The organism is Candidatus Pantoea symbiotica (assembly GCF_056491525.1).
In genome coordinates, this window is sequence record NZ_JBSZHR010000002.1 from 165,404 (window position 1) to 179,068 (window position 13,665).

Annotated in this window: 10 protein-coding genes; 6 read left to right on the plus strand and 4 right to left on the minus strand. The window is 56.7% G+C overall.

What is annotated here, in order from left to right; all coding sequences use genetic code 11:
* Window positions 1-101 precede the first annotated feature (101 nt).
* Both ACXIZX_RS01380 and ACXIZX_RS01385 read left to right on the plus strand, forming a co-directional pair.
* Window positions 102-992, plus strand: a complete 891-nt coding sequence (locus tag ACXIZX_RS01380; protein ID WP_179451845.1) for a LysR family transcriptional regulator — start codon at window positions 102-104, stop codon at window positions 990-992.
* A gap of 112 nt (window positions 993-1,104) precedes the next feature.
* Complete coding sequence (locus tag ACXIZX_RS01385; RefSeq protein WP_479403473.1) at window positions 1,105-2,316, plus strand: MFS transporter; 1,212 nt, start codon at window positions 1,105-1,107, stop codon at window positions 2,314-2,316.
* 125 nt (window positions 2,317-2,441) lie between these two features.
* On the opposite strand, the gene ACXIZX_RS01390 is transcribed toward ACXIZX_RS01385, so the two are convergent.
* The 3 genes from ACXIZX_RS01390 to ACXIZX_RS01400 all read right to left on the minus strand — a co-directional run bounded on the left by ACXIZX_RS01390 (window position 2,442) and on the right by ACXIZX_RS01400 (window position 7,161).
* Window positions 2,442-3,770, minus strand: coding sequence for an IS4 family transposase (locus tag ACXIZX_RS01390; RefSeq protein WP_479403474.1), 1,329 nt, complete (start codon window positions 3,768-3,770; stop codon window positions 2,442-2,444).
* A gap of 116 nt (window positions 3,771-3,886) precedes the next feature.
* Entirely contained in the window at window positions 3,887-6,277 is a 2,391-nt protein-coding gene (locus tag ACXIZX_RS01395; RefSeq protein ID WP_479403475.1) for a glucose/quinate/shikimate family membrane-bound PQQ-dependent dehydrogenase, read from the minus strand.
* Between the two features lie 284 nt (window positions 6,278-6,561).
* Entirely contained in the window at window positions 6,562-7,161 is a 600-nt protein-coding gene (locus tag ACXIZX_RS01400; protein WP_479403476.1) for a hypothetical protein, read from the minus strand.
* A 409-nt stretch (window positions 7,162-7,570) separates the two neighbouring features.
* On the opposite strand from ACXIZX_RS01400, the gene ACXIZX_RS01405 reads away from it, so the two are divergent.
* Entirely contained in the window at window positions 7,571-8,809 is a 1,239-nt protein-coding gene (locus tag ACXIZX_RS01405) for an MFS transporter (protein ID WP_008105588.1), read from the plus strand.
* Between the two features lie 103 nt (window positions 8,810-8,912).
* Window positions 8,913-10,100 (plus strand): IS4 family transposase, encoded by a 1,188-nt coding sequence (locus ACXIZX_RS01410; protein ID WP_479403451.1) that lies wholly within the window; start codon window positions 8,913-8,915, stop codon window positions 10,098-10,100.
* Between the two features lie 114 nt (window positions 10,101-10,214).
* On the opposite strand, the gene ACXIZX_RS01415 is transcribed toward ACXIZX_RS01410, so the two are convergent.
* Entirely contained in the window at window positions 10,215-11,375 is a 1,161-nt protein-coding gene (locus tag ACXIZX_RS01415) for a Gfo/Idh/MocA family protein (RefSeq protein WP_323272000.1), read from the minus strand.
* A 267-nt stretch (window positions 11,376-11,642) separates the two neighbouring features.
* Between ACXIZX_RS01415 and ACXIZX_RS01420 the strand changes: the two genes are divergently transcribed.
* On the plus strand, window positions 11,643-12,521 hold the full coding sequence (locus tag ACXIZX_RS01420; protein ID WP_179451849.1) for a glucosamine kinase nucleotide-binding domain-containing protein: 879 nt from the start codon (window positions 11,643-11,645) through the stop codon (window positions 12,519-12,521).
* An 18-nt stretch (window positions 12,522-12,539) separates the two neighbouring features.
* Window positions 12,540-13,664 (plus strand): ROK family transcriptional regulator, encoded by a 1,125-nt coding sequence (locus ACXIZX_RS01425; RefSeq protein WP_479403477.1) that lies wholly within the window; start codon window positions 12,540-12,542, stop codon window positions 13,662-13,664.
* The last annotated feature ends 1 nt before the right edge of the window (window position 13,665 follow it).

The window sequence follows — 13,665 nt, forward strand, 5'->3', positions numbered from 1 at the left end:
CATTTATGGCGACCGTTTCACCAACCGCACAAACCCAATGGCGACCGGGCTCGGGGATGTGTTGTAATCTGCTGTTCTCACTCTCTTAACTGCCAGAGAACATGGATAACAGCGACAATCTCTCCGCCATGATGCTGTTTGCGCGCGTAGTGGAACGACAAAGCTTTAGCGAAGCCGCACGCACCTTAGGCGTTTCCAAATCCCACGTCAGCCGCGAAGTGGCGCGACTGGAAGTGCGACTCGGCATCAAGCTGCTGCAGCGCACCACGCGCAAAGTGGTGCTGACCGAGCTCGGCCAGGCTTACTATCCGTTCTGTGTGCGCATGCTGGAAGAGATGCATCGCGCCGACGCCTTTGTGCAGCAGGTGCATCAACTGCCGGCGGGCAACGTGCGCTTGCAGGCGCCGATCACCTACGGCTGCCAGTGCGTGGTGCCAACGCTGAATGACTTTATCCGCCGCCATATTCACATCAACGTTGATCTCGAACTCACCACCAGCGATGACCCGCAACCCAGCGCCGACGTGGCGATTGTCATCCGTGCACGTGCGCCCGATGCAGCCAACTATCGTGAACTCGCTAGCATTGATTGGGGCTTGTACGCCACGCCGGATTATCTGGCGGCGCATGCGCCTATCGATCATCCCGACCGCCTGACGCGCCACGATCTGTTGCTGTTTCACGGTCCGGCGCACACCGCCGCGCTGCCGTTTCGCCGTGATAAACAGCGGCTGGCGCTGGATGTGCATAGCCGTTTCCGCGCTAACAACAGCATGGCGCTGCTCAATGCGGCGCTGGCGGGCACCGGCATCGCTTATCTGCCCGCTTATATGACGCAGGATGCGTTAGCGCGCGGCGAAATCCAGCAGGTGCTGCCGGAATGGCAAATGGATCGCCTGCACAGCTATCTGTTGCTGAAAGAGCAGCCGCAACCCTCTTCGCCAGTAACCTTGCTGTGCGATGCATTAATCAACGCGCTCGGCATGGCGTAATTGTTGTTATCTGGCAACAATGTTGCGCCGCCTGGCAATTATCATCGCAACCCTGTTTTCTCTGATTGCTCGCTGTTAGCCTGCTAAAAAAGCAAAAAACAGGGATATCACCATGCAGCAACCTCAACTCGCGTTAGCGCCCGAACAGCAACACTGGAAGCGAAATTTATTTGTCTGCGTGCTGGGTTCGTTCAGCACCATCGTGGCGATGACGCTACTGTTGCCGTTTCTGCCGCTGTACGTGCAGCAACTCGGCGTGCAGGAACCAGCGGCGATTGCGCGCTGGTCGGGTGCGGCCTACGGTGCCACCTTCCTCAGCGCTGCCCTGACCGCGCCGCTGTGGGGCAAACTGGCCGATCGCTATGGCCGCAAACTGATGCTGATCCGCGCCAGCCTCGGCATGGCGATTGCGATGTCGCTAATTGGCATGGCCACCGCGCCGTGGCAGCTTGTGGCGCTTCGCTTACTGGCGGGTTTGCTCGGCGGTTATGCCTCAGGATCAACCATTCTGGTGGCGGCGCAGACGCCGAAAGAGCAAACCGGCTGGGCGCTCGGCGTGTTGTCGTCCGGCATTATGGCGGGCAACGTGGTGGGGCCGCTGCTGGGCGGCGTGTTGCCGCCGCTGATTGGCATTCGTCACACCTTCTGGCTGACCGGCGCGGTGATTTTCCTCGCCTTCCTGGCGACCACCTTTTTGCTGAAAGAGGTGCCGCGCTCCTCTGGCAAGAAAACCGTGCAAAACGCAGCGGACGACGCGAAGTCACTGAATCTGCCGGTGGTGCGCCTGATGTGGCTGTCGGGCATGCTGCTGATTTTCGCCAATATGTCGATTGAGCCGATCATCACGCTGTATATCGGTCAGTTTGTCAGCGGCGATCACGCCATTACCGTCACCGCCGGATTGGTGATGGCGGCCGCCGCGCTCGGCAGCATTATCTCCGCGCCGCGTCTGGGACGGCTGGCCGATCGCGTTGGGCATGGTCGCGTGCTGGTTTACGGATTGATAGCCTGCGCGTTGCTGCTGATCCCGCAGGCGTTTATCAGCGAAGCATGGCAATTGGTGGTGCTGCGTTTTCTGATGGGCATGGCGCTGGGTGGATTAATGCCGTGCGTCACTGCGCTGATTCGTCACAGCGTGCCGCAGTCGCAGGTGGGTAAGATGTTGGGTTATTCCACTTCGGCGCAGTATGTCGGCCAGGTTTCAGGTCCGCTGTTCGGCGGCTTTATCGGCGGCGCGTTTGGTATGCGTCCGGTGTTTCTGGCCACCTGCGTGATTATGGCGCTGTGCGCGCTGTTAAACGCCCGGGTGCTGCGTAACCGCTAACTCGTAAGGTCGCCATTCATGGCGACCTTCATGATGGGCGCACCGCAAGCTTGTGCGGTTTTTGCAAAGGTCGCCATAAATGGCGACCCTACGAAAAAGCGGGCCTAAGCCCTAATGCCAGTCAGTTAAGCCTGACTGGCATTTCTTCTTTTGGCTGTCGGGTACTTCCAGGGCCTCTCTTTCACCACTCTCGGGAACGACCTCTCCCGTCGCCCCGGCAGTTTGACTATCTGCGCTATCGCGTCCACATTTTTCACCAGTTCCGGGATCCGCCCCGGTGACGCGCCCTCAAGCGTCCAGAGCAGCTTCATGACCCAGGCCGCAGACTCGCTGAAGCTCAGCTGATTAGGCCAGTATCCCTTAAGCGTCGACGCCATTTTTATCATCTGATATCTCACCAGATTATACGCAAGCAGCACGCCCCACAGCTCCTGACGCACCATCTCCGGTTTTTTGCTGCGCAGCGTCAGCCGGTTATCCTGCAGCCCCTGCTTGATTTCCCGATACCCCAGCTCTATCTCCCAGCGATGGCTGTACAGGTCCGCTATCTCTTTCCCCGGATAGCGCATCGCATCCGTCATCGACGTCAGGAACCGCCACGTCTTTCCTTTAATTTCCCGGCTGATAAGCCTCATCTCTGCATATTCCGCCAGATGAGGCCACTTCTTCCGCGCCTGAGGGGAGGTTTTAACACGGATGAGCGCATCTCCTTTTCCCAGGCGGCGTACCTCTTCGTACTGCAGGTCTTTGCGGGCTGCTATCATCCAGTGACGGTTTTCCCCCGCCTGATGCCAGGCGCTGAGCAGGCCGAACGAGGTATAGCCCTTGTCGAACAGCGTCAGGCTGTTGTCGGGGACGCGTGGGATAAGCCCTTCCGCCAGTATCATTTCGTTCTCATTCTGGCAGCCCATCACGGCGCCGCCGATAAGATGGCTGGTCAGCTCCATCAGGCAGACCACGCGTACCTGCGGATAGGGCGATGCACCGGCAACCGTTTTTGTGCGGGCGATAGCCTTTTCATTATCCGGCGTTTCCTGCGTGCGCCAGACGACGCCGTCAACCGCGTGAAGCGTCAGCCCACACCAGTCAGGATGCGTGGTCTGCGCGTGCCAGAGGTCGCTGCTTTGTTCGAAGACACGCCTGACGGCATCGTCTCCCAGGCGCTGCCGGGCCTGCACCACGGCGCTGGGCGCAACAAAAGGCCGGTTTCCCGGCAACAGAATATCAAGGCGATTCACGATGGCGTGCAGGGGCTCTTTGCGCTCAAGCGCCATGCCGATAAGGCACCAGACCATCATATCGGTGGTAAGACGACGCTTGCGGAGGGTAACGGAGCCTGACTCCTGAATGCAGCGGGCGATCAGTTCGGGCTCAAGGACATCCGCGAGTGTAGTGAGTGGGTTACGCAGAGAATCGTAGCAAGAGACAATATCAAGGGCCTGACGGAGCTGCATAAAAAAATCCGGAAACGAAACGTTCCCGGATTCTTACACAGCCACTGGATCGTTCAACTGATCCTTAACTGATCGGCATTAGGCCTAAGCCCGCTTTGTTACCTCAATGCGAAAACTTACTTCGCATCTGGCAGTGCATAAGCAATCACATAATCGCCCAGCTTGGTACCAAACGAACCGTGACCACCTGCTGCGATAACAACGTACTGCTTGCCATCCACTTCATAGGTCATCGGCGTTGCCTGGCCGCCTGCTGGCAGACGAGCTTGCCACAGCATTTCACCGGTATTGGTGTCGAACGCACGCAGATAGTTATCTGCAGTAGCACCAATGAAGAATACGTTACCCGCAGTGGTGATTGGGCCGCCCAGCATTGGCATACCCATTTTGAACGGCAGTGGAACTGGCGCGCTATCGCGAACCGTACCAATGCGTTTTTTCCACACGGTTTCGTTAGTCTTCAGATCAACCGCTGAGACATAGCCCCAGGCCGGTTGTTTACACGGCAGACCAAACGGTGACAGGAACGGATTCAGCTCCACACCGTACGGTACGCCGTACTGTGGCTGGATGCCGGTTTCGGTACCTGAGCCGCCTTTGTCGTCAGCCGGTGGCTCGATCGGGTTGCCCGGGCCGCGCGGAACCAGCTTGGAAACAAACGGCAGCGCCATTGGGTTAGCAATCGCAATCTGACGATGTGGATCCACCGCGATACCGCCCCATTCGAACATGCCAAGGTTGCCTGGGAACACCAGCGTACCTTGCTCAGACGGCGGGGTGAACGGACCTTCATAGCGCAGACGCTTGAAGATCACGCGGCATACCAACTGGTCGTACAGGGTCGCGCCCCACATGTCCTTGTCCGTCAGATTCTGTTTCGGACGGAAGGTCAGTTCGGAGTACGGCTGAGTAGGAGAAACGTGGTCGCCTTTGGCGGCGCCCTGTGGAACCGGGGTTTCCGGCGCAGGGACAACCGGCTCGCCGGTGCGACGATCCAGTACAAAGATGTTACCTGTTTTCGCCGGTGCATAAATTACCGGTACGGTTTTGCCATCTTTGGTGGTGATATCGGCCAGCGTCGGCTGCGACGGCAGGTCCATATCCCACAGATCGTGATGCACGGTCTGATACGACCACACCAGCTTACCGGTGGTGGCGTTCAGTGCCAGTACGCTGCTTGCATAACGCTCCTGCTCTGCTGTGCGGTTGCCGCCCCAGATATCTGGCGTTGACACACCCATTGGCAGGTAAACGATATCCAGTTTCGGATCGTACACCGCCGGTGCCCATGAGTTCGGTGAATTCATGGTGAAGGTGTGCTCATCCTGTGGAATCGCGTTTGGATCTTTCGCGCCCGGATCGAACACCCACAACAGTTTACCGGTGTTGACGTCGAAGCCACGGATGGCACCAGACGGCTCACGGGTTGAGTAGTTATCGGTGACCGCACCCGCAACCACGATAGTGGTGTCGGTGATGACCGGCGGTGATGTCGGCTCGTACTGACCTGGTGTCAATACTGGCTGCTTGTGCTGCAGATCCAGTTCACCGTTGTTGCCAAAGGCAGCACAACGTTCACCGGTTTCCGCATCCAGCGCGAACATGCGGCCATCATTTACCGGCAGGTAAATACGGCGTGAGCACAGCGCAGGTTGGGTATTGGCCGCATCAGCTGCAGCAGGGACTTCGTGGTAAGAAACGCCACGGCAGGTCACGTGCTGGAAGGTTGGATTCGGCTTCAGGCCCGGATCAAATTTCCACTTCTGCTTACCGGTTTTGGCATCCAGCGCAAACAGAATCTGGTGCGGTGAGCACAGATACAGGGTGTCGCGGATTTTGATTGGCGTCACTTCATCGGTGATTTCGCCCGGATCGTTTGGCGTCTTCAAATCGCCGGTCTGGAACTGCCAGGCAACCTGCAGCTCTTTAACGTTACCGGTGTTGATCTGCTTCAGCGGCGAGAAACGGGTGCCTTGCTGGTCACGTGCATACGCAGGCCAGTCAGCATCATCGATTTTGCTCAGCGGCTGCGCCTGCGGAGCATTTGAGGCTGCCGCTGGAATTTCACCGCTCAGCTCTTGTGGATCGTGGAACACTGCCCACGCCAGCACCAGCACGCTGGCAAGCAGCGCCACTGACAACAGCGCCAGAGCGCCTTTGCCAGCATTATTCAGACCGCGATACACAAACGGCAGAATCAGCCAGATGCCGAAGATCACCAACACATCGGTACGCGGTGCCAGCGCCCAGAAGTCGAAACCGACTTCCCACACGCCCCACACCAGCGTTGCCAACAGCAGCAATGCGTACAGCAGTAATGCTGAGCCGCTACGGCGCCACAGCAGAATAGCGGTGATCAACATGACCACACCGCCAATAACGTAGTACCAGGAACCACCAATGGCGGCTAACCAAACGCCACCAACCAGCATAAACGCGCCCGTCAGCAGTGCAAACAGCACTGTGAGAAAACGGATTACGCCAAAAGATGAGGAAGCTTTCCCCATAATATTGACCTCTTTCTTTGCCATTAAAAACTAAAAAGGAAACAACGCGTTGGGTTGCTTCCCGACATAGAGTACGAAATAACGAAACGGTTCGAACGACGCTTTCCATGCGGCGAGATGTTCCCTTTGCGTTAAATTTTATCTTAAAAACGTTAAAGGGTTTGATATTTTTAGTGCTTTGCACTCGTGGGGAGGAAGTAGTGCGACATTTTATGGGGGAATAAAGGTGTTATGTCCGGTTAGATCGGGCCATAACACCTAAGAGCAACACTTTGTGTAAACGTTTACCCTTCGAGCAGCATGCTGCTGGTACGTTGCTGTTGCCAGCCACTCAAATTAAGTTGCGCATAGTGTTCAGCAGGCAGCGTTAACTGCTGGGTACGTAATATTACCTCCGCTTCTCTTTCGCGACAGGACTCCAGCAGAAAAGGAAAGCTGAACTTGAGGTAATTATCGTTAAAAAACTCATCGGTCAGCACAATACCGCGAAAAGGAAAGGTGGATATATTCTTCCAGCAGGTGCCGGGCGGAGCCAAATCATATAGCCAAAATGAGAAACGCTCTGCGGCCTGGCGTAATGCACTATCTTGCTGAACTAAACCGGCATAATTGATCGCCAGTTGTACATTCTCATTCTGCAGGCAGGAATAATTATCCGGTGCCTGTAAAAAGCGCAGAAGGTTATTTCCCGTTAACGGGATGATTATTAATTCGGGTGCATCCGGCAACTGGTTATGCAGCGAAATTATGTTGCATCCATTAAGTGTTGTCGTGCTTTCCTGTTCGCAATGCATAAAAGGTGCTGAATAACACACGCCAGCTAGCGCACCGTCGAAACGGCGAATGCGCTCAGTAACATAAGGATTATAAGATCTGTTTTCCATTTATCTCTGTGAATAAATTAATTGGATGGAACGTCTTAATTATTATAAGAACGGGCGTCTGGTGAAATCTTAATCGCGACAATATAAACCCTTTACTTAATAAAGTTGAGCTTTTTTAATTGTCTCTGATAGAGAGATATTAAGTGAAGCGGTTGCGATAATTCACACTCATCTTATCTGTGATGATATTTTCACGTTATAACCATCAGCCCGCTAATATTAAGAGCGCTATGCTTAGCTAAATTTTGGATAAGCTTCTGTTTTTAAACAGCACGGCTAGCCATTGCCTGGCTCAACAAGATGCCGCACTCTGTGACCTGAAAAAATAAAGCGGAAGCCATGATGTGGCTTTTCACCAGGTTGGTGCAACGACGCTAACCGATGTAATGATTTAGGATGGGATAAAACTATGGGTTCTACAGTATCCGCAGCAGAGGATTCGTTGCTGCGGCACAGGTCGTTTGTCGCCTTTTGGCTGGCGCGCACCTGTTCATCGTTTGGTTTTCAAATGTTCTCGGTTGCGGTCAGCTGGCAAATCTACGCGCTGACCCACAGCGCGATGGCGCTGGGCATGATCGGTCTGATGCAATTTCTGCCTTCCGTACTGCTGGCGCTGCCCGCCGGACATCTGGCGGATCAGCTCGACCGTCGCCGCATCGTGTTGCTCGGGCAATGCATTGAGTGGCTGGCGCTGCTGGGGCTGGTTGCGCTCACGCTGATGAACTGGGCGGGCAAGATTGAGATTTGGGGATTGGTGTTCCTGATCTCCGTCGCCAAGGCGCTCGAGTGGCCAGCGATTACCTCGATGCTGCCCGCGCTGGTGCCGCCGCCGATTCTGGCCCGCGCCATGGCCGCCAGTTCGGTGGGCGGACAGGCGGCGGTGATTATCGGCCCAACGCTCGGCGGCTTCCTTTATGTTGCGGGTCCGGATGTGGTGTATGGCGTCTCGGCGCTGTTCTACCTGTTCTCCATTGTGCTGGTAAGTCGACTGCGCTATGAGCGTCCACCGCAGGCGCGCTTGCCGATGAATCTGCCCAACCTGTTTGCCGGCGTACGCTTTATCCGCGACCGCAAAGATGTGCTCGGCGTGATTTCACTCGATCTGTTTGCGGTGCTGTTGGGCGGCGCGACTGCGCTGCTGCCGATCTTCGCGCAGGATATCCTGCATACCGGGCCGTGGGGATTGGGCATCCTGCGCGGTGCGCCATCGGTCGGCGCGCTGCTGGTTGGCGTGTGGCTGAGTCGTCACAAGCTGGAAAAGAACGTCGGCATGATCATGTTCGGTTCGGTGGCGGGTTTTGGCGTGGCGACATTGGTGTTCGCGCTCTCCACCCAGCTGTGGCTGTCGGTGATCGCGCTGGCAGCGTTGGGCGGCTTCGATATGGTCAGCATGGTGATTCGCGGCGCGCTGGTGCAGCTAGATACGCCGGATGACATGCGCGGCCGCGTCAATGCGGTCAACGCTATCTTCATTAATACCTCGAATCAGCTCGGCGAGTTTGAGTCAGGTTTACTGGCCGCATGGATGGGCGCGGTGCCCGCAGCAGCGATTGGCGGCATCGGCACGCTGATCGTGGTGGGCGTGTGGATGACGATTTTCCCGCATCTGCGTAAGCGCCAGAAGCTGGAAAACGAAACCGTGGTTTGATAGAAACGGTTCGCCGTAGGGCTGATGAATCCCCACAAAAACGAAGCAGGCACAGTGGAAAAATGATCTAATTATTGCGCCAACAAAAAATAAGATCGCCACTATGCCTGCTTCCGCATTTTGCCATAAATTTTTACGGGAATCTTTAGCCAGCACCCATCAGTATCGTCGTAACGCCCTCACTGATATGACGATTTCCCTGACCCGCGGTGCTTCCCTCAATCTGACCAGCATTGGTCGCTCTCTTGCGGGCGATGCCCGCGTTAAGCACAAAATCAAACGCGTTGACCGCCTTATGGGGAATGCTGCCCTCCACCGGGAGGTGCCCGCGCTGTCACGCGACATTATCTGCTGGCTTATCCGGGACATGAAGGAGTGCGTCATTGCCGTGGACTGGAGCGCCTGGCCGACTCAGTCCTTCAGCCTTTTGCGTGCCAGCCTGCTGGCGGACGGACGCGCTATCCCGCTGCTGAGCCTCATCGCAGAAGGCGATAAGCTGGGAAATCCCGACCTTCAGAACCGCTTTCTGGACGAACTGGCCGGGTGTATGGGAGACAGGAAAGTGACCATCGTCACCGATGCCGGGTTCCGCCGCGAGTGGTTTAACCGCGTTCAGTCGCACGGATGGCACTTCATCGGCCGGCTCAGGGGCAACGGCGTTCTGAAGCTGGCCGGAACGGATGAGTGGGTAACGCCGGGTCAGCTAAAAGCCGGCACAACGCCGCGCTGTGCTGGTGCGGCCCGGCTGACGCGATATAAAAAATCACCGGCTTACGGCTTCGTGCACGTTCATAAGAGAGCGCCCAAAAATCGTCACGGAAAGAAAAGCCGGGATCGTTTTTTTTACACGCGCGAAGAGGCAAACCAGAGTCGCCTGGCCCGTGAGCCGTGGGTGCTGTTTACCAGCGATGCGGAGCTGAAGCCACGGACGGTAATGAAGCTTTACAGCCGGAGAATGCAGATAGAACAGAACTTCCGGGATGAAAAGAGTGAACGTTACGGTATGGGGCTGAGAAGCAGCTTCAGCCGGAGTGTGGAAAGGATGTCAGTGCTGAACCTGCTGTCGACGCTGTGCAGCATCTTACTGTGGCTGATGGGCTACGCGCTTGAAAGCAAAGGCGAGCACCGGTTTTATCAGGCGAACACGGTGCAACACCGGCGAGTACTGTCATACCTTACGCTGGCAAGAAATGCGATAAGGCACAACCCGGCAGGGATCAGTCAGCTGGATATAGAAACGGTGCGAGCCGAACTATCAGCGAGTTACAGGAATATCGTATATGTGTATTAACGATATTCCTGGGGATCCCTCAGGCCGTAGGGTCGCCATTAATGGCGACCTTCACAATGGACGCACGAAACCATGGCAACCGTCACGATGGACGCACGAAACATTTCTCCCGCGTCACACCTTTATTGCTTTCCCCAAACTGGCGTCAAAGGTTTTCCAGCTCTCCGTCATATCCACCACGGTTTTCGATTTTCGCGCTTCATCGATTTTGATCGCGGTAAGTCCCGCTTCCAGCGCATCCACCACGGAAACCTTCAGCGGCGTTCCTTGCGTAATGTGTTTCACAATCTCTTCTGCCATCAGCGCATCGGCGCCGTAATGGCCGTCATAAGCGTTGCCGTCATACTCGGTATCCACTTCGCGCTCGCCGGTGCGGGCGTTGTGCACGCGGAAATAGTTACGCACGAAGTCACCTTCGGCCATGCCATCGGTGCCCATCACGCAGAAGCGGCGGAACTCATCCGGCACGTTAAGGTTGGCGTGGAAGGCGAGGGTGGCGCCACCGGCATACTCAATCAGCGCGGTTTGGTAATCGACGATATCGGCATCGCCGTCAAACACCGCATCGGTGCTTGACCAGCCGCTCGGCTTAACGTGATACACCTCAGACTGCGGCGTTACCGCACCTTTAGGCGCATGCTGCGGCGTGAAGTTTTTGCGTCCGCCAAAGCTGGCAACGCGCACCGGACGCTCGCCGACCAAACCCTGATAGAGATCGATATCGTGGCAGCATTTTTCCAGAATATACGGGCCAGCGTACTTCTCGAGGCGACGCCAGTCGCGCTGGAAGAACGCACCGTGATACGGCTTGATATGTTCGGTGGCTTCAATTGAGGTAATTTCGCCGAGGCGATTTTCATCGCGCGCGGTGAGCAGGTCGCGATAGAGCGGCGAGTAGCGCAGCACCAAGCCGACCAGAATGCGCTCGTGACCATATTGCTGCACCAGCTGTGCCATCGCCATGGTCTGCTCTTCGTTGATCACCACCGGCTTCTCGGTAAATACCGTGTAGCCCGCCGCTAAGCCCTGACGAATGTGCTCAAGGTGCATAAAGTTCGGCGAACCAACCAGCAGCAGATCAAAACCGCCGTGTTGCAGCAGCGCATCCACGCTGTCAAACGCGGTGCCCGCATCGATGCCAAAGCTGTGCAGATTCGGTAATCCCGCCGGAGCCGGATCGACATAACCCACCACGGAAAACGCTGTGTCGGCTTTGTTGAACTCTTTCACCACATGGGAAAGACGAAAGCCCAGACCAATAATGCCCACTTTCATGTTGTACCCCTGAAGCCCGTTGCCTGTAAGCCGCCCGACCTGTCAGGCTGCTGATAATCTGACCGCTAACTTATTACGACAGAAAAACTAATGTCAATCCGTGTGGCGGATCTCAATTGGTGAAAAATTGTTATTTATATGATTTATATCTATTTTAATTAACTATACGGATTGCCTATTTATTTGTTATTGCGATTTAAGTTTTTTTCCCCTATCTTTCGCACATCTATAAGCGTCATACCGTTTCGGGCTGGCAGGAGGAAGCGCGTGCAATCACTAATGCTGGGTATTGATGGCGGTGGTACGCATTGTCGCGGACGCCTGACCGACAGCGCCGGACGGCTGCTGGCGGAAGCCAAAGGCGGTCCTGCTAACGTCTGGTCGCAGTTCGATGCCGCCATTGTGGCCATTGAGCAGGTCATTGACGATCTGTTTGCGCAGGCGAATTTACCCGCTGAAGCGCGCGACCGCACGGTGATCGTCGCCGGTCTGGCGGGCGCGAATGTCGCCTCGGTACAAACCCGTCTCGCCAGCTGGCAGCCACGCTGTCAGGCGCGCTATCTATTTACCGATGTCGAAATCGCCTGTGCCGGTGCACATGCCGGTGCGCCGGGCGCGGTGTTTATTATTGGCACCGGCAGCCAGGGCGCGGCCTGGGATGGCGCGCACTTCACGCTGCTCGGCGGCTGGGGTTTTGCCCTATCGGATGCCGGTTCGGGCGCGATTCTCGGCCAACGCGCGCTGCGGCTGGCGCTGCTGGCGCACGAAGAGATTGTGCCCGGCTCGGCGTTAACGCAACGCATCATGGCAAGCTATCAAAATAGCCCGGAACAACTGCTAATCTGGTCGAAACAGGCGACACCCGCCGATTGGGGCCGCGTGGTACCTGAGGTGTTCGCTGCCGCGCAGCAGGGCGATGTGCACGGCACAGCGCTGGTGCAGCAATGCGCCGCGGATATCGTGCAGATGGTGCAGCCGCTGCTGGCGCGCAGCCACGGCAAGCTGGCCTTGATGGGCGGATTAGCCGAACCCATTCAGGCGTGGCTGCCAGCGGATATCGCCGCGCTGCTGGTGCCGCCACAGGGCGATGCGCTGAGCGGTGCGCTACGCCTCGCCACGCAGTTCAGTCTGACACTTCCCGCTTAACTTCAGATAAAGAGGCTCATGAGCGCTCCCAATGTAACTGCGCGCATTCTGCGGCTGATTGTCGAAAATGCGCCTATTAGTCAATCCGATCTCAAAGTGCGCAGCGGCCTAAGCATGTCGACGGTATCGCAAGCCACTAATCGTTTGCTGACCGGCGGCATTGTGCAGGAATTGGGGCTGCGTCGCGTCTCGATGGGGCGACCCAAAACGCTGCTTGGCCTGAATCCGGATCACGCCAGCGTGGTGGGGATTCAGCTCAACGCCGAACGCAATCTGATGGTGTTGACCGATCTCAGCGGTAACATCATCGGTGAACAGCAGATTCCTTCTGGCGCGATGACACCCAAGCAACTCGGCGATGCGCTGGCGAAGTTTTTGCGCGGCGTGGAGGGCAAAAAGGTTGGGGCGATTGGTCTGGCGCTGTCGGGTTTAGTCGATGCCAGCAACGGCGTTTGCGTGCTGTCACGCGCGCTGGGCTGGGATAACGTGCCGATTGCCCGGCTGCTGGAGGAGCGCTTCTCGCTGCCGGTATTTATTGAAAATGACGCTAACGCGCTGGCGATGGCGGCGCTGGTGTTTGGTCAGCTCGGTCACGCACAGTCGGCGGTGATTGCTACCTTCGGCAAAGGCATCGGCGCGGGGATTCTGCTCGATCGCCAGCTCTATCGCGGTCGTCATGGCAAAGCGGGTGAGATTGGCGTTTCGCTGCTGGGCGATGGTTCTGAGCGTTTGCTGGAGGATGTAGCATCCTCGCAGGCGATTCTGCAGCGCGTGGCGGCCACCACCAAAGACGAGGTGCCGCACACGCTGCGCGATCTCGATGTACGTCCAACGCCAGAGGTGCTGAGTGCGCTGGCCGAGGCCGGGCAGCATTTGGGAATGTCGCTGGCGAATCTGTCGGTGGCTTACGATCCGGACGTGGTGTATCTGGCGATGGAGCCGCAAATGGCTTCGCGCATTCTGCTTGATCACATTACGCAGAGTTTCCAGACCTACCGTTTGAAGCTGACGCCGCACATGACGCCGCTGCAGTTCCTCACCGAATCCAACCGCATGTGGGCGCAGGGCGCAGCCGGGTTTGCGGTGAATAAGTTGCTGGATCTGTTGGCCGCGCAGGCCGATGAGGATATCCCACCGCAATAAT